Origin of the sequence: Oceanimonas baumannii, from assembly GCF_002245495.1 — a bacterium.
Taxonomy (GTDB): domain Bacteria; phylum Pseudomonadota; class Gammaproteobacteria; order Enterobacterales; family Aeromonadaceae; genus Oceanimonas; species Oceanimonas baumannii.
The window spans coordinates 32,698-47,582 of record NZ_NQJF01000010.1; the positions used below are offsets into that span (position 1 = coordinate 32,698).

The 14,885-nt window shown below is 58.1% G+C and carries 19 protein-coding genes; 16 read left to right on the plus strand and 3 right to left on the minus strand.

Annotated elements, in window-relative coordinates; genetic code table 11:
* Genes B6S09_RS12525 through trxC form a run of 3 tightly spaced genes read left to right on the plus strand, consistent with a single transcriptional unit; the run spans window position 1 to window position 1,317 of the window.
* Window positions 1–411 (plus strand): META domain-containing protein, encoded by a 411-nt coding sequence (locus tag B6S09_RS12525; protein WP_094278837.1) that lies wholly within the window; start codon window positions 1–3, stop codon window positions 409–411.
* A gap of 58 nt (window positions 412–469) precedes the next feature.
* On the plus strand, window positions 470–880 hold the full coding sequence (locus B6S09_RS12530; protein WP_094278838.1) for an META domain-containing protein: 411 nt from the start codon (window positions 470–472) through the stop codon (window positions 878–880).
* Window positions 880–1,317 carry a thioredoxin TrxC gene (gene trxC, locus B6S09_RS12535; protein ID WP_094278839.1) on the plus strand — a complete coding sequence of 146 codons (438 nt, stop codon included), beginning with the start codon at window positions 880–882 and terminating at the stop codon, window positions 1,315–1,317. Before B6S09_RS12530 ends, trxC begins: the two co-directional genes overlap by 1 nt.
* A gap of 15 nt (window positions 1,318–1,332) precedes the next feature.
* Here the strand turns inward: trxC and gcvA are convergent, their stop codons facing one another.
* The gene (gcvA, locus tag B6S09_RS12540) at window positions 1,333–2,223 is read right to left on the minus strand and encodes a transcriptional regulator GcvA (RefSeq protein WP_094278840.1); all 891 of its coding nucleotides are present in this window, start codon (window positions 2,221–2,223) and stop codon (window positions 1,333–1,335) included.
* Window positions 2,224–2,346: 123 nt separating this feature from the next.
* Here gcvA and gcvPA point away from each other — a divergent pair, with 123 nt between their 5' ends.
* The 12 genes from gcvPA (at window position 2,347) to B6S09_RS18740 (ending at window position 12,612) form a co-directional block, all read left to right on the plus strand.
* Window positions 2,347–3,741, plus strand: coding sequence for an aminomethyl-transferring glycine dehydrogenase subunit GcvPA (gene gcvPA / locus B6S09_RS12545; protein ID WP_094278841.1), 1,395 nt, complete (start codon window positions 2,347–2,349; stop codon window positions 3,739–3,741).
* Window positions 3,741–5,327, plus strand: coding sequence for an aminomethyl-transferring glycine dehydrogenase subunit GcvPB (gene gcvPB / locus B6S09_RS12550; protein ID WP_094278842.1), 1,587 nt, complete (start codon window positions 3,741–3,743; stop codon window positions 5,325–5,327). The genes gcvPA and gcvPB overlap by 1 nt, the downstream gene beginning before the upstream one ends.
* Window positions 5,324–6,445, plus strand: coding sequence for an ATP-NAD kinase family protein (locus B6S09_RS12555; RefSeq protein ID WP_094278843.1), 1,122 nt, complete (start codon window positions 5,324–5,326; stop codon window positions 6,443–6,445). The genes gcvPB and B6S09_RS12555 overlap by 4 nt, the downstream gene beginning before the upstream one ends.
* Before the next feature lie 12 nt (window positions 6,446–6,457).
* A complete protein-coding gene (locus tag B6S09_RS12560; RefSeq protein WP_094278844.1) occupies window positions 6,458–7,228 on the plus strand; it encodes an SDR family NAD(P)-dependent oxidoreductase in 771 nt (256 codons plus the stop codon).
* Between the two features lie 9 nt (window positions 7,229–7,237).
* Window positions 7,238–8,005 carry an ATP-binding cassette domain-containing protein gene (locus B6S09_RS12565; protein ID WP_094278845.1) on the plus strand — a complete coding sequence of 256 codons (768 nt, stop codon included), beginning with the start codon at window positions 7,238–7,240 and terminating at the stop codon, window positions 8,003–8,005.
* Window positions 8,006–8,036: 31 nt separating this feature from the next.
* On the plus strand, window positions 8,037–8,780 hold the full coding sequence (locus tag B6S09_RS12570) for a transporter substrate-binding domain-containing protein (protein WP_094278846.1): 744 nt from the start codon (window positions 8,037–8,039) through the stop codon (window positions 8,778–8,780).
* A gap of 39 nt (window positions 8,781–8,819) precedes the next feature.
* Window positions 8,820–9,515: an ABC transporter permease gene (locus B6S09_RS12575; protein WP_094278847.1), complete on the plus strand. Its 696-nt coding sequence runs from the start codon at window positions 8,820–8,822 to the stop codon at window positions 9,513–9,515.
* Complete coding sequence (locus B6S09_RS12580; protein WP_094278848.1) at window positions 9,515–10,201, plus strand: ABC transporter permease; 687 nt, start codon at window positions 9,515–9,517, stop codon at window positions 10,199–10,201. The genes B6S09_RS12575 and B6S09_RS12580 overlap by 1 nt, the downstream gene beginning before the upstream one ends.
* A 119-nt stretch (window positions 10,202–10,320) precedes the next feature.
* Entirely contained in the window at window positions 10,321–11,307 is a 987-nt protein-coding gene (locus B6S09_RS12585) for a glutathione S-transferase family protein (RefSeq protein WP_094278849.1), read from the plus strand.
* 11 nt (window positions 11,308–11,318) lie between these two features.
* Complete coding sequence (locus tag B6S09_RS12590; protein ID WP_094278850.1) at window positions 11,319–12,164, plus strand: pirin family protein; 846 nt, start codon at window positions 11,319–11,321, stop codon at window positions 12,162–12,164.
* A 30-nt stretch (window positions 12,165–12,194) separates the two neighbouring features.
* Window positions 12,195–12,518: a CoA-binding protein gene (locus B6S09_RS18735; protein ID WP_279586672.1), complete on the plus strand. Its 324-nt coding sequence runs from the start codon at window positions 12,195–12,197 to the stop codon at window positions 12,516–12,518.
* On the plus strand, window positions 12,502–12,612 hold the full coding sequence (locus B6S09_RS18740) for a hypothetical protein (protein ID WP_279586673.1): 111 nt from the start codon (window positions 12,502–12,504) through the stop codon (window positions 12,610–12,612). The genes B6S09_RS18735 and B6S09_RS18740 overlap by 17 nt, the downstream gene beginning before the upstream one ends.
* Window positions 12,613–12,674: 62 nt before the next feature.
* On the opposite strand, the gene B6S09_RS12600 is transcribed toward B6S09_RS18740, so the two are convergent.
* A complete protein-coding gene (locus tag B6S09_RS12600) occupies window positions 12,675–13,286 on the minus strand; it encodes a LysE family translocator (protein ID WP_094278974.1) in 612 nt (203 codons plus the stop codon).
* A 106-nt stretch (window positions 13,287–13,392) separates the two neighbouring features.
* Between B6S09_RS12600 and B6S09_RS12605 the strand changes: the two genes are divergently transcribed.
* Window positions 13,393–14,295, plus strand: a complete 903-nt coding sequence (locus B6S09_RS12605; RefSeq protein ID WP_094278851.1) for a LysR family transcriptional regulator — start codon at window positions 13,393–13,395, stop codon at window positions 14,293–14,295.
* Window positions 14,296–14,314: 19 nt separating this feature from the next.
* On the opposite strand, the gene B6S09_RS12610 is transcribed toward B6S09_RS12605, so the two are convergent.
* A complete protein-coding gene (locus B6S09_RS12610; RefSeq protein WP_094278852.1) occupies window positions 14,315–14,803 on the minus strand; it encodes a copper chaperone PCu(A)C in 489 nt (162 codons plus the stop codon).
* Window positions 14,804–14,885 lie beyond the last annotated feature (82 nt).

Consider the following 14,885-nt stretch of genomic DNA (forward strand, 5'->3'; position numbering starts at 1 on the left):
ATGAAACTCGCCTTTGCCGCCACCACTGCCCTGTTATTAACCGCCTGCAGCAGCGGACTGAAAGTGGTGGAATCAGATCTGCAGCACCATCACTGGAATCTGACGGCCATTGATGGCGTGGCTGTAAATGCCGAACTTAAATCGGAGCTGGAAATTGGAGAGCACTTTTCCATCAATGGACGGGCCGGTTGTAACCGCTTCTTTGGCAGCGCTACCCTGACACAGGGCGTACTTAAGGCCGAGACCCTGGGCACCACACGCATGGCCTGTGCTCCGGAAGCCCAACAGGTAGAAAGCGCAGTGCTTGATACGCTGAATAACGGAGCAGTCATTAAGCAGGATGGCCAGTTGCTGGAGCTGAAAGGCGATACACATACACTCACCTATCAGCTGGCCGACTGGGTCCAGTAATGACGAACAGTTTCTTGTTTGTCCGCCCAGTAATAACAAGATTAACCCAGGAGCATGTATGAAACTCGCCTTTGCCACCACCACCGCCCTGCTATTAACCGCCTGCAGCGGTGGACTGAAAGTCGTTGAATCGGATCTGCAGCACCATCAATGGAAGCTGATCGCCATCGACGGCATCACCGTTAACAGTGATATTCAATCAGAACTTGAAATCGGCGAGCACTTATCTATTAACGGCAGGGCCGGCTGTAACCGCTTCTTTGGCAGCGCCACCCTGACCCAGGGCAAACTGAAAGCAGAACCGCTGGCATCGACCCAGATGGCCTGTCTGCCGGACGTTCAGCAAGTAGAAACCGCCGTGCTCATGACCCTTACCGAAGGTGCCATTGTCAGCCATGACGACCAGCAACTGGAGCTGAAGGGCGAACAGTACACCCTTTCCTATGAACTGGCTGACAGGAGTCAGTAATGAACGAACAGTTTCTTGTTTGCCCGGCCTGTCAGGCCCGTAACCGGGTTCCGGGAGAACGCCTGCAACAAGGGCCAAAATGCGGCAAGTGCAAGGCAGCACTCGTCCCGCCCACCACACTGGAGCTGGATGGCCCCAGGCTCGACCGGCTGCTCGCCAATGAAAGCCTGCCGCTGATCATTGACTTCTGGGCACCCTGGTGCGGGCCCTGCAAAATGATGGCACCGGTCTTTGAGGCCGCCGCCAGCGAACACGCCGGCCGGCTGCGCCTGGCCAAGCTCAACACCGAGCTCCACTCACAGGCCGCAGCCCGCTTTGGCATTCGCTCCATCCCCACCCTGATCGCTTTTCAGGATGGAAAGGAAATCGCCCGCCAGTCCGGTGCCCTGTCCGCCGGGCAACTGGCGCAGTGGCTGCAGCGGCAACTCACTCACTGAAAGCCGGCGGCGGTGTCAGCCATTGGCTCGTCCCGCCGCCTCCTCGAGCAAAAACTCACGCAATCGCATCGCCGCCTCCCCTTCTTTCAGGGCATGAGGGTACACCAGCCAGTACCCTTTTTGGGAAGGCAGAGCCGTATCAAAAGGACACACCAGCCGCCCGGCAGCCAGCTCGTCTGCCAGTACCTCCACCCGTCCCAGAGCCACTCCCTGCCCTGCCGCCGTAGCCAGCAGCAAACTGCCAGCATCATCGATGATAGGGCCCTTCTCCGCATTGGTCAGGTTCAGTCCGTGCAGGGCCAGCCAGCGTTGCCAGTCATCACGGCTGTCCTCGTGCAGCAGCACGAATTCTTCCAGTTCCGTCGGATCGGTCAGCCGCCGGCCGGCCAGCAAGGCCGGGGAGCAGACCGGCTTCAAATCACCCGATAATAACGGCTCCGCCGCCAAGCCCGGCCATTCGCCCTCTCCCCAGCGAATAGCCATGTCCGCCTCACCGCCCAACAGATCCACCACCGCCAGTGAGTGATGAAGTTTCAGCTCGATATCGGCATGTTTATGCCAGAAACGCCCCAGCCGGGTGACCAGCCATTTGGTAGACAAGGCCGGGGTCAGCGACAGAGTCAACTGACACGGCTGCGCCGTTCTGTAGTCATTCAGAGTACGGGCAAGGGCCGTCAATTGCGGCTCCAGCTCCCGGGACAGTCGCTTTCCCTGCTCGGTCAGGCAAATCCCCCTTTTCAGGCGCCGAAAAAGGGGCGCATCGAGCCAGGCCTCCAGCTGCTTGATTTGATGCGTCACGGCCGGCGGCGTAATACAGAGTTCATCGGCCGCCCTGCGAAAACTGCCATGCCGGGCACACGCCTCAAAGACCTGCAGGCATGTCATGGGAGGTAAACGGTATTTCATGGGTATGGTTAAATCCTGTTTAATCAATGACTCAATATTAGTCAATTGAGGCCAGTCTGACACCGCTCTAGGATTAACCGAAAGTTAACAACCCATCAATAAAGTGGCCAAGGAGAGAGTGTGATGACCAGCAACACAGGGCAGATATATCCCTACATTCCCAATACCGCACCCGGCATACGCGAACAGATGCTCGCCGCCATCGGGGTCGAATCGATAGAAGATCTGTTGGCCGGTATACCCGCCGAGCTGAGGTTGAACAGACCGTTAAATTTCCCTGAACCCTTTACTTCCGAATATGCGCTGAAGCGTCATGTTGACCGGCTGCTCGGCACCAACACCGGTTGCCATGAGGTGATCAGCTTCCTCGGTGGCGGCTGTTATCAGCATCATGTGCCGGCGGTGTGCGACGAAATTAATGGCCGATCGGAATTCCTGACCGCCTATGCCGGCGAACCCTATGATGACCATGGCCGCTTTCAGGCAATGTTCGAGTACTGCTCCATGATGGGCGAACTGCTCAATATGGAGGTAGTCAGCGTTCCCTGCTACGACGGCTTTCAGGCCTGCGCCTCCGCCCTGAGCATGGCCAGCCGGCATACCGGGCGGCGCAAGGTGCTGCTCCCCGCCAATATCAACCCGGACAAACTGGCCATGATACGCACCTATTGCCGGTCCAGCCTCGACCTGGTCATGGTGCCCATGGACAGGCACACCGGCCTGTTCGATATGGAACAGCTTAACCGTCAGCTGGATGATGACTGCGCCGCGCTCTATTTCGAGGTCCCCGCCTTTCTGGGCCAGGTAGAGGACGGTCAGCAGCTTACCCGTATGGCGCATGATGCCGGCGCTCTGGCCGTAGTTGCGGTGGATCCGTCCTCGCTCGGGGTGGTGGCACCACCGGCGGATTACGGTGCTGACCTGGTATGTGGTGATATTCAGTCCCTCGGCATTCATATGCAGTATGGCGGCGGCCACGGTGGATTCATTGCCAGTCACGATACCCCGGAACTGGTCATGCAGTACCCTTCCCGGCTGTTTGGCATCGCACCCACCAAAGAGCCCGGCGAATATGGCTTTGGCGATGTCGCGTTCGACCGCACTTCATTCAGCAAGCGGGAAAACGGTAACGAGTTTGTCGGTACCGCTTCCGCCCTCTGGGGCATTACCGCCGGTGTCTACCTCGCCACCATGGGTCCCAACGGCATGAGCGAGCTCGGCCAGGGCATTATGGAGCGGCTTGCCTATGCCATGGCCCGTCTGAGTGAGTTGCCCGGCGTCACCTTGCCCTTCTCCGGCCAGGCGCACTTTAAGGAATGCGTGGTCAATTTTGATGCCACCGGCAAGTCAGTAGCCGACATCAGTCAGGCCCTGAGAGAGCGCGGTATTTTTGCCGGCCATGATCTGTCCTGCGACTTTCCGGCACTGGGGCAAAGCGCCCTGTTCTGCATCACCGAAGTACACACCCAGCACGATATCGACACCCTCTGTTATGCTCTGAAGGAGATCATTGAGTAATGGAAAACATCACCCAGCACCGATTCGAAAACGGACGCCCGCGCCCTCGTCGTTATCATCAGGCCCGGTGGGACGAGCCCATTATTTTTGAACTGAGCACGCCGGGGGAACGGGGCATACTGGTCCCTCCCGCCGAAGAAGACATCAAAGGCGCAGCAGGCGACGTGCTCGCTCGGCTGCCGGCCGGCATGCGCCGGCGTCAGGCACCGGCACTGCCTGAACTGTCCCAGAACCGGGTTTTACGTCATTACCTGCGACTGTCCCAGCAGAACCTGGGCGCCGATCTGAATATCGATATCGGCCAGGGCACCTGCACCATGAAGTACAACCCCAAGGTCAACGAGCAGCTGGGGCGGCAACCCAAAATGACCGAACTTCACCCTCGGCAGCACGAAAGCACCGTTACCGGCATTCTTGACATCATGACCCGTATGGAAGCCATTCTGAAGGATGTATCGGGCATGGACAGGGTATCGTTCCAGCCTAGAGGCGGCTCTTCTGCCATCTACGCCAATGCGGCCATCATCAGGGCCTACCATGAGTCCCGGGGCGAAGCCGGACAACGTGATGAAATCATTACCACCATGTTCAGCCATCCTTCCGACGCGGCCTGTGCCAAGCTCTGTGGCTTCAAGGTGATCACCCTGTACCCGGGAGAACAAGGCTATCCCAGTATGGATGCGCTGGCCGCCGTGCTGTCGGAACGCACCGCCGGAATGATGATCACCAACCCCGAAGACACCGGCATTTTCAATCCCGATATCGCCAGGATGGTCGACATGGTGCATCAGGTCGGCGGGCTGTGTGCCTACGACCAGGCCAATGCCAATGGCCTGCTCGGTATTACCCGGGCCCGGGATGCCGGCTTTGACCTTTGCCATTTCAATCTGCACAAGACCTTTGCCACGCCTCATGCCTGTGGTGGTCCGGCGGTAGGCGCCATGGGTGTGACCGAGGCGCTGGCCCCCTTCCTGCCTTACCCTGTGGTGGAAGCCTCTGCTGACGGCCCCCGGCTGGCCGAGGCCGGGGCGCTCAGCATCGGCAAGGTGGGAGCCTGGACGGGTTGTGCTTCCATTGTCATGCGCGCCTATGCCTGGGTGATGAACCTGGGGGCAGACGGCCTGAAGGCCGTCTCCGAGATGGCCGTACTCAATAACAACTATCTGATGAAGCGGCTGCTCGAGCTGCCGGGCATAGAAGTGCCCTATACCGGCAATGGTCCGCGCATTGAGCAGGTGCGTTACAGCTGGCAAAAACTGTATGAGGAAACCGGGATCACCACCGAGCAACTGGGCCTGCGCCTGGCCGACTTTGGTCAGCACTACTGGACCAGCCATCATCCCTATGTTGTCCCTCAACCGGCCACACTGGAGCCTACTGAAGCCTACTCCATGAAAGACATCGACGAATATGTCGATACCCTGGCGCATGTGGTGGATGAGGCCTACCGGCAGCCGGAGCTGGTCGCTTCGGCTCCCCATAACTGCCCCATTCACCAGATCAATGATGAATGCCTTGACGACCCTGAACGCTGGGCCGTTACCTGGCGAGGCTACCAGCGCAAGCTGGCCGGGCGGCAGGCATGAAAATCGGCTTCATATTGAACCCGATTGCCGGCATTGGCGGCCCGGCCGGGCTTAAAGGCAGCGATGGGGCCGAGATTCAGACCAGGGCCATGGCCCTGGGCTCGGAGCCAGGCTCCCTGCACCGAGCAAGGCAGACACTGTCAGCACTGACCCGTGCCGAAACCGCTATTCGCTGGCTGAGCGCCGGCCCGGATATGGGTCATGCGCTGCTGACCGTGCTGGGGTTCAGTCCCGAACGCTGTTATCAACACGCCCGGCCCAGCCAGGCCCGGGATACTCGGGATGCGGCAGCAGCCATGCTCGCCGCCGGTGCCGACCTGCTGCTGTTTGTGGGTGGCGACGGCACCGCCCGTGACCTGCTGGACAGCACTCAGGGGCAATGCCCGGTGCTCGGCATTCCGGCCGGGGTCAAGATCCAGTCTGCAGTCTATGCCGTCAGCCCGTCTTCTGCGGCGCGCGTCATTCAGGAGCTGAATGGGCGTCCCCGCTGGCAGCAAAGCTGCCAGCAACGCGAAGTCATGGATCTTGACGAGTCATTGCTACGGCAGGGCAAGGTGTCGCCCCGGCTCTATGGCTACCTGCCGGTGCCGGAGTGCGGGCATCGCCTGCAGGGAGCCAAGGCCCGTCACCCCGGTCGTGATGAAGCCGCCGCAACCGCCATTGCCCATTATCTGCACCGGCAGATGCAACCCGACACCCTGTATGTGCTCGGCCCGGGATCGACCACCTATGCCCTGAAACAGTACCTGGGCGGCGGTACCTTGCTGGGCGTTGATGTATACCGGAACCGGCAACCCCTGGCGCTGGACGTCAATCGTCGCCAGTTGCTGGCGCTGGAATCCCGGCCCCCCTGGGAAGTCATGGTGACCTGCATCGGCGGACAAGGCTTCATTTTGGGACGCGGTAATCAGCAAATCGCTCCCGAACTGTTTACCGCTCCCCGCCATGCCCGGCTGCGATTGCTTGCTACGCCCGCCAAGCTGGCAGAGCTGGCCGGCCGGCCTTTGCTCAGCGACAGTGGTTCGGCCGAACTGGATCAACATTTCAATGGATATCACCGCATCGTGACCGGCCCCGGGGAAGAAACCTGTTACCCCGTGTGTGCGGCACATTATTAAAGGAGTAATGACATGAACAGATTTGACTCACAGGTTGTACTGGTCACCGGCGGCGCCAGTGGTATAGGCAGGGCCAGTGCCCTGGCCTTCGCCGCCGAAGGCGCCAGGGTGGTGGTGGTGGACATGAACCAAGAGCTGGGGGAAGAAACTGCCGCCCAAATCAGGCATCAGGGCAGCGAAGCCGTCTTTATTGAGGCCAATGTTTCCAAGGCCATCGAATGCCAGAACGTCATGCAGCGAACGCTTGAAACCTTCGGCCGGCTGGACGTGCTGTTCAACAATGCCGGCATCACCCGTCGTGCCGATGTGGTGAATACGACCGAACAGGAATGGGATGCGGTGATGAACACCAATGTGAAGTCCATCTTCCTGATGTGCAAGTATGCCGTTCCCATCATGCGGGCCCAGGGCGGTGGCGCCATTGTCAATACCGCTTCCGGATGGGGCATTCTGGCCGGCAAGGATGCCGTCTCTTACTGCGCGTCCAAGGGAGCCGTGGTCTTGCTGACCAAGGCCATGGCCATAGATCACGGCCCTCAGAAAATTAGGGTCAATTGTGTCTGCCCCGGTGATACCGATACCAACATGCTGCGCGATGAGGCCCTGCAACTGGGACAGGCCGAAATGGCCCTGGTGGAAGCCGGTATTGATCGCCCGCTGAAGCGGGTTGGCACACCGGAAGACATCGCCAGGGCGGTACTGTTCTTGGCCAGCGATCAGGCCTCCTTTGTGACCGGCAGCGCCCTGATCGTGGATGGCGGCGGCCTCGCCGGCTCGGCGTAAGGAGTCATTATGAAACCACTGGCTCTGGAACTGCTTCAGATACGCAAGAGCTTCGGTGACAGCGATATTCTCAAGGGAGTGGATTTGCAGGCTCATGAGGGAGAAGTGATCTCCATCATCGGCTCTTCCGGATCGGGAAAAAGTACGCTGCTGCGCTGCGCCAACCTGCTGGAACGCCCTTCCGGGGGCGAAATCCGTTTATTCGGTGAGCACCTGCAACTGCAACCGGAGTCGGACGGGCAACTGAATGCCGCAGATCACACCCAGCTGCGCCGGCTGCGTCTGCGGCTGGGGTTCGTGTTTCAAAGCTTCAACCTGTGGCCTCACATGACCGTGCTCGAAAACATTATGGAAGCGCCGGTACATGTGCGTGGTCAGTCCAGGGAAGAAGCCGAGGAGCAGGCCATGGCGCTGCTCAGGCGGGTTGGCCTGGAAAACCGCGAACAGCACTATCCGGCCCAGTTGTCCGGTGGTCAGCAGCAGCGGGTGGCCATCGCCCGCGCTCTGGCCATGTCGCCCGATATTCTGTTGTTTGACGAGCCGACCTCGGCCCTGGATCCCGAGCTGGTATCGGAAGTGCTCAACGTGATCCGCGATCTGGCCGAGGAAGGCAGAACCATGCTCATTGTCACTCACGAAATGCGGTTCGCCCGTGATGTATCCAGCCAGGTGATGTTTTTGCACCAGGGCCGGGTTGAGGAAAAGGGACCGCCACGGCAGCTGTTTGAACAACCCCGTTCACAACGCTGCCGGGAATTTCTGCAGAGTTGTTACTGACCGTTGAGGTCAATCAAGGAGGATTTACAACATGAAGAAAACATCACTGGTACTACTGCTCGGCACCCTGTGCCATGCTCCAGCCTGGGCTGGCGAACAGATCCGCATCGCCACCGAAGGCGCCTGGCCTCCCTTCAACTATGTCGACGAACAGGGCGCGGTAAGCGGCTTTGATGTCGATATCGCTCGTGCGCTCTGCTCGCGAATGCAGACGGAATGCGACATTGTGGTCAATGACTGGGATGGCATGATCCCCGGACTGCGTACCCGCAAGTTTGATGCCATCGTCTCCAGCATGTCCATTACCGAAGAGCGCCTGCGCCAGGTGGACTTTACCGACAGGTATTACTCCGGCGGATTGCGCTTTGTGGGCCCACGCGGTGCCGAGGTCGATGTCTCTCCCGAGGCGCTGAAAGGCAAGGTCGTTGGCGCCCAGCGTGCCACTATCGCCAGCCAGTATCTGGAAGATCACCTCGCCGACGTGGTGCAGATCAAGCTCTATGACAACCAGGAAAACGTGTACCTGGACATGCAGTCGGGACGGCTGGAATTGTTCCTGTCCGACGAGCTGCCTACCCATCAATGGTTGCAAACCGGCAACGGCCAGCAGTTCGAGTTCAAGGGAGGGTCCTTTGCCAGGGAAGATATCATCGGCATAGCAGTCCGCAAGGGAGATCCGCTCAGGAACCGGTTAAATCAGGCACTGTCGGCCATTCTGCAGGATGGAACCTACCAGAGCATCAACGAAAAATACTTTCCCTTTTCCATCTACTGATTCTCGCATCATCTCAAGCCATCGAGTAAGGAGGAAGTCATGTGGTGGGAACTCCACGGTTTCTGGCCCCAGCTGATGCTGGGGACTCTCATGACCATAAAACTGGCATTCTGCGCGCTGGTACTGGGGCTGGGCATCGGCCTGACCATGGCCTGTGCACGTCTGTCATCCAGTCGCCTGCTGGCCGGGCTGGCCAGGCTGTATACCAACGTCATCCGTGGCGTTCCCGAGCTGCTGGGGGTTCTGCTGATCTACTTCGGCGCCTCCCAGCTGGTTCAGCTGGCCGGCAACTGGTTCGGCTACCAGCAATACATTGAAGTGGGCCCCTTCATTGCGGGCGTCCTGGCTCTGGCACTGGCCTTTGGTGGCTATGCCGCAGAAGTGTTCCGGGGGGCGTTTCTCGCCATTCCCTCCGGTCAGTATGAGGCCGCCAGGGTTCTGGGCATGGGCCGGCTGCGCTGCTTCTGGCGCATCACCCTGCCCCAGCTCTGGCGTACCGCTCTGCCCGGGCTGGGCAACCTTTTTCTGGTACTGCTCAAGGATACCGCCCTGGTTTCGGTCATTGGCCTGGAGGAGCTGATGCGCAAGGCTTCTCTTGCCGTCACCTATACCCGGGAGCCTTTCACCTTCTATTTCACCGCCACCCTGATGTATCTGCTGCTGACCTGGATAACCATGCAGTTGCTGGCCAGGCTGGAACAACGCAGCCGCAAAGGATTTAACGGAGGTCTGTAATGGACTGGAGTGTCATTCTGGAATACTGGCCCCGGCTGCTGAAAGGCGTCTGGGTCACCCTCGAGCTGGTCGCACTGTCCTGTCTCATTGGTGCTCTGCTCGCGCTGCCGCTGGCACTGTGTCGTCTGTCTGCACACAGCTGGCTGCAGCGTCCGGCCAAAGCCTATATCTTTTTCTTTCGGGGCACGCCACTGCTGGTGCAGATTTTCCTCATTTACTACGGTGCTTCCCAGTTTGAACCCTTGCGCGACAGCCCGCTATGGGCTCTGTTTGCCCAGCCCTATTTTTGTGCCGTGCTGGCCTTCAGTCTCAATACCGCCGCCTATACCGGAGAAATTCTGAGAGGCGCCCTGCAATCCATTCCGGCCGGTGAAATAGAAGCGTGCAAGGTACTGGGCATGCCACCGTCACTCATGCTCAGGCGCGTCCTGCTGCCTCGGGCTTTCGGCACCATGCTGCCCGCCTATGGCAATGAAATCATTCTGATGCTCAAGGGCAGTGCCCTGGCCAGCACCATTACCCTGATGGATCTGACCGGTGTCACACGCACGGTGATCGCCCGAACTTATACCCCCATTGAGCTGTTTATGGCTGCCGGCGCCATCTATCTGGTGCTGACCCTGCTGGTGTTGACCGGCTTCCGGGTGCTGGAATGCCATTTCAACCGCTACCGCCAAGCGGGATAGGACCGGAGGCTGGAAGACATCATAATATTTGAAACAGTCGGACGAATTTCTCCGCTGTGTCCCACCGCTCGGTTTGCCCATAATGATTGATATATCCGAAACACACAGAAGGGCTGCTTATGGGCAAGCTGATCGAGGGCATCTGGCACGACGTCTGGTACGACACCGGCAAGCATGAAGGGCGCTTTCAGCGCAGTGAAAGCAAGTTCAGAAACTGGCTCACCGCAGACGGCAGCCCCGGCCCCACCGGTCAGGGTGGCTTTGCCGCCGAACCGGGCCGTTATCATCTTTATGTGTCCCTGGCCTGTCCCTGGGCCCACCGCGCTCTGATCCTGCGCCGGCTGAAAGGCCTGGAAAACATGATCACGGTGTCGGTGGTGCATCCGCTGATGAAAGAGCACGGCTGGACCTTTGCTACCGATTTCGAGGGAGCCACCGGCGATCGCCTGTACGGGCACAACTTCCTGCACCAGCTCTACACCCAGGCCGACGCACATTACTCGGGCCGGGTCACGGTGCCGGTATTGTGGGACACACAGCGCCAGACTATCGTCAGCAACGAGTCGGCAGACATTGTGCGCATGCTCAACAGCGCCTTTAACGGCGCAGGTGCGACTGCCGGTGATTACTACCCGGCCGGGAGCAGGAAAGACATCGACACCCTGAACCGGCACATTTACCAGCATGTCAATAACGGCGTATATAAGGCCGGCTTTGCCACCTCCCAGGCCTCCTATGACGAGGCCATTCGGCCACTGTTTGCAACCCTGGACGAGCTGGAGCAACGGCTGGGCCGGCAGCGCTGGCTGCTGGGCAGCCGGCTGACCGAAGCGGACATCCGGCTGTGGACCACCCTGGTCCGCTTTGATGCGGTATATCACACTCATTTCAAATGCGATCGCCAGCGGATCAGTGATTATCCAAACCTTTATGGCTTTTTACGGGATCTTTACCAGCAACCCGGCGTGGCCGACACCCTGAACATGGCGCACATCCGCCATCATTACTTCCGCAGCCACGATACCATCAATCCTCACGGTATTATTTCCATCGGACCGCAGCAGGACTGGTGGCAGGCCCACGACCGGGCCGAACGGTTTTTGTAAGGAGCGATATCATGACATTGAGAACCATTACCGACATCTACCCGGCTCTGGACACTCAGGATGGTGCCGGCGTACGCCTGCGCCGCGTCCTCGGCCAGCGCCCGGAACAACGCATGGATCCTTTCCTGATGATGGATCACTTCGCTTCGGATAAGGCTGACGATTACATTGCCGGTTTTCCCGACCATCCGCACCGGGGCTTTGAAACCATAACCTACATGCTCGACGGCCACATGATGCACCGGGATCATATGGGCAACGAGGGCCACCTGCGCCCCGGCGACGTACAGTGGATGACAGCCGGACGGGGCGTCATCCACTCGGAGATGCCCCAGCAGGAGGCCGGCCGCATGCAGGGCGTTCAGATCTGGCTCAACCTGCCGGCAGCACTCAAAATGCAACCGGCCTGTTACCGGGATATTCCCGCCGCCAAGCTGCCGCGCATTCCCCTTGAGGAAAACGGCGAACTGGTGCTGCTGGCCGGTAACCTGACCCTGGGTGGCAATACCTGGCAGGGTCCGATCCACAGCAATCATACCCAGCCTCTGATTGTCGATATTCACCTGTCTTCCGGGGCGCAACTGAGCTTGCCTGTGGTACAGGAACTCAACGCCCTGCTCTATGCCTTTGAGGGCGATATAAAGGTCGATAAGCAGACGTTACCCAAAGGACAAAGCGCTCTGCTCAGCCCGGGTGACCGCCTGATGCTGACGGCCGACAGCCACGGTGGCCGGGTATTATTACTGGCCGGGCGGCCACTGCATGAACCTGTGGTGCAATACGGTCCCTTTGTCATGAACACACAAGCGGAAATAGAGCAGGCGATGATGGATTATCGGGCAGGCAAGCTGGTATAACAGGCTTTTTTAAACCAGCAGGAAGTCATCATGGAAGTGTCTGAACAGCAACGCCTGAAAACGATTCTTGCCAATACCCGGAATATTGCCGTCGTCGGAGCCTCGAACCGTCCCGAACGGGCCAGCTATCAGGTGATGGAATATCTGAAACAGCAAGGATACCGGGTTTTTCCGGTTAACCCTCAGCTGGCCGGAGCCATGATCCTGGGAGAAACCTGCGTGGCCGGCCTGGAAGATCTGGATCACCCGGTCCAGCTGGTGAACGTGTTCCGTCGGGGGGGAATATGCTGCCGACATCGCCAGCGAAGCTATAGAGCATCAGGCACAGTGCCTGTGGCTGCAGGAAGGCATTAGCTGTGCCGCGGCGGCAGAAGCCGCCGTCGAGGCCGAGCTGGAATATGTGGAAAACCGCTGCATCAAGGTCGTACACCGGGAATTGCTGGGTTAACACGTATGAATGAGCCGCCAGATGTCCTGCTCCAACATCTGGCGGGCGATATTGACTGCCGGTTAGGATTTCAGTCCCAGCATGGCCCCAAAAATGACCAGACCTGCACCGCAGGCCTGATTCAGCCGGTGTTTCATTCCGAGTAACACGGTTTTCAGACCAGGAGCAGTAAATAGCACCGCCACCATAGAAAACCAAATCCCATGCAGCACAACCATGTACACGCCATAAAAGAGCGCCATGTGCTGGCTTTCTGCCTCCGGTGACAGAACCTGGCTAAAGACACTGAGGAAAAACAACATGGTTTTGGGATTCAGTAAGTTGCACAGAAAGCCCTGAACCAGGAACCGCCAGCCGTCGCCGTTTTCCGTTGTTTCCGGTTCTCCTCCGCTCTGGCGTTGTGCCCCGAAAATCCCCTTCAATCCCAAATAAATTAAGTACAGGGCCCCCGCATAACGGACAAGATTGAACAGCCATTCATTCTGTGAAATAAGGTAACTTATCCCCAGCATCGAATAAGCAATATGAACAGTGATGGCAAGGCTGATCCCGACAGCACTCCAAACACCGGCCAGCCTTCCCCGGTTAAGGCTGTTTTTTAATACCAGAACAAAGTCTGCGCCCGGACTGATAACGATCAGCATGCCCAGCAAGGCAAGACCAGCAAGCTCCATATCTACCTCTGATTTGATTTTATGTGGTGAATAAGGGTGATTGTAGGCTTCACTAACGCTGCCTATAATCGAAATAAATTCCCCCATCTGTGAGAAATAATCACATATGAGACATCTCAGGTCCTTTCACATTTTCCATGTGGCCGCCTCTTCTGCCACCTACAGCGAGGCGGCGGACAAACTCAACATTACTCACGGTGCAGTGAGCAAACAGATCAAAGTGCTGGAGCATTATCTGTCCCAGCCTCTGTTCTACAAACGGGGCCGGCATGTTTTTCTGACCAGGGAAGGGGAACTGCTTAAAACCTATACCGAACAGGCATTTCAGACACTGGAAAGCGGTGTCAGCAAACTGCTCCAACAAAAGCATCAGTGCCTGGAGGTGTCCTGTGAGCCGACGCTCACCATGAGGTGGTTAATGCCGCGCCTGTCAGGCTTCAATGAGGGTTGCGACGCAGATATCCGTTTATCAACGGCTGGCGGCCCCGTCACCCTGGGAGCAACAGGCCTGTCAATGGCCATCCGGAGAGATGACTTTGAGCAGTTACACAACTACCCGAAGCTCTCTCTGGTTGAAGAGTGGGTCGGCCCCGTGGTTTCTCCGGAATACTGGCAGCAAGTTCAAGCCAATACTGGCTCGATTAAATTACTCCACAGCCAAACCAGACCCAGGGCGTGGGAGCAGTGGCTCTCAGGCCATCCACTGCTATCACTCATGCAGAACCCGCAACAAACGTTTGCGCATTTTTATTTCTGCATCCAGGCAGCGGTAGACGGTTTGGGCGCGGCACTGGGCCCCTACCCGCTGATCATGGATGATCTGAAACGGGGAAACCTGATTGCTCCTTTTGGGTTCGTACCATCCGGTCATGACTACGTGTTGTTGCACCAGGACAAGGCACCGGCAGAACTCGAACAAAGGTTCACCCGCTGGTTACAGGCACAAATGGCACAGTGTGTGCCAACCCCGGCAGAAGCACAGGGCAACGATGGAAAATGTTGCCCTTAAGACAGGTTCTTTTTGGCGGTTAGTGGTGATGATGGCCTGCGTCGGAAGCCTTTTCCATCTTTTGGGAATCATTCGCATCCACTGAAATTTCCACTTTCACCTGGCCTGCCTGTTCAAAATGCAGGGTCAGGGGAAAACGTTCACCTTCTTTCGGAACCTGCTTCAGGCCCATCAGCATCAGATGATGACCACCCGGTGCCAGCGTCACCGTCTCACCTGCCGGCACCGGCAGGTTTTTGAGCTGGCGCATTTTCATCATGTCGCCGTCCATGATATGCGTGTGGATCTCTACCCGTTCAGCCACCGGGCTCTCGGCACCGAGCAATACATCACCGCCCTTGCCATTATTGTTGATCACCAGATAAGCACTGCCGTTCGAAGCCATCGGCGGGGCCGGACGGCTCCATGGATGATCGATATGCAACCCGCCCTGCTTATAGTCATGGGCCATGGCGCCGGTGGTGCTCAGCAACAACAGGGAAGCGAGCGTGCTACGGATTATGTTCATGTTTTCACTCCTTAAGATAAAAAAATGCGGTACCGATTGGCACCGCCGGAATTCTTTTCACGGGCAGTGAAAGACGAGTCCC

Bases quoted from the DNA above. Each gene is read 5' to 3' on its own strand.
- B6S09_RS12525 (WP_094278837.1), top strand. From the start codon at position 1: ATGAAACTCGCCTTTGCCGCCACCACTGCCCTGTTATTAACCGCCTGC.
- B6S09_RS12530 (WP_094278838.1), top strand. From the start codon at position 470: ATGAAACTCGCCTTTGCCACCACCACCGCCCTGCTATTAACCGCCTGC.
- trxC (WP_094278839.1), top strand. From the start codon at position 880: ATGAACGAACAGTTTCTTGTTTGCCCGGCCTGTCAGGCCCGTAACCGG.
- gcvA (WP_094278840.1), bottom strand. From the start codon at position 2,223: ATGAAATACCGTTTACCTCCCATGACATGCCTGCAGGTCTTTGAGGCG.
- gcvPA (WP_094278841.1), top strand. From the start codon at position 2,347: ATGACCAGCAACACAGGGCAGATATATCCCTACATTCCCAATACCGCA.
- gcvPB (WP_094278842.1), top strand. From the start codon at position 3,741: ATGGAAAACATCACCCAGCACCGATTCGAAAACGGACGCCCGCGCCCT.
- B6S09_RS12555 (WP_094278843.1), top strand. From the start codon at position 5,324: ATGAAAATCGGCTTCATATTGAACCCGATTGCCGGCATTGGCGGCCCG.
- B6S09_RS12560 (WP_094278844.1), top strand. From the start codon at position 6,458: ATGAACAGATTTGACTCACAGGTTGTACTGGTCACCGGCGGCGCCAGT.
- B6S09_RS12565 (WP_094278845.1), top strand. From the start codon at position 7,238: ATGAAACCACTGGCTCTGGAACTGCTTCAGATACGCAAGAGCTTCGGT.
- B6S09_RS12570 (WP_094278846.1), top strand. From the start codon at position 8,037: ATGAAGAAAACATCACTGGTACTACTGCTCGGCACCCTGTGCCATGCT.
- B6S09_RS12575 (WP_094278847.1), top strand. From the start codon at position 8,820: ATGTGGTGGGAACTCCACGGTTTCTGGCCCCAGCTGATGCTGGGGACT.
- B6S09_RS12580 (WP_094278848.1), top strand. From the start codon at position 9,515: ATGGACTGGAGTGTCATTCTGGAATACTGGCCCCGGCTGCTGAAAGGC.
- B6S09_RS12585 (WP_094278849.1), top strand. From the start codon at position 10,321: ATGGGCAAGCTGATCGAGGGCATCTGGCACGACGTCTGGTACGACACC.
- B6S09_RS12590 (WP_094278850.1), top strand. From the start codon at position 11,319: ATGACATTGAGAACCATTACCGACATCTACCCGGCTCTGGACACTCAG.
- B6S09_RS18735 (WP_279586672.1), top strand. From the start codon at position 12,195: ATGGAAGTGTCTGAACAGCAACGCCTGAAAACGATTCTTGCCAATACC.
- B6S09_RS12600 (WP_094278974.1), bottom strand. From the start codon at position 13,286: ATGGAGCTTGCTGGTCTTGCCTTGCTGGGCATGCTGATCGTTATCAGT.
- B6S09_RS12605 (WP_094278851.1), top strand. From the start codon at position 13,393: ATGAGACATCTCAGGTCCTTTCACATTTTCCATGTGGCCGCCTCTTCT.
- B6S09_RS12610 (WP_094278852.1), bottom strand. From the start codon at position 14,803: ATGAACATAATCCGTAGCACGCTCGCTTCCCTGTTGTTGCTGAGCACC.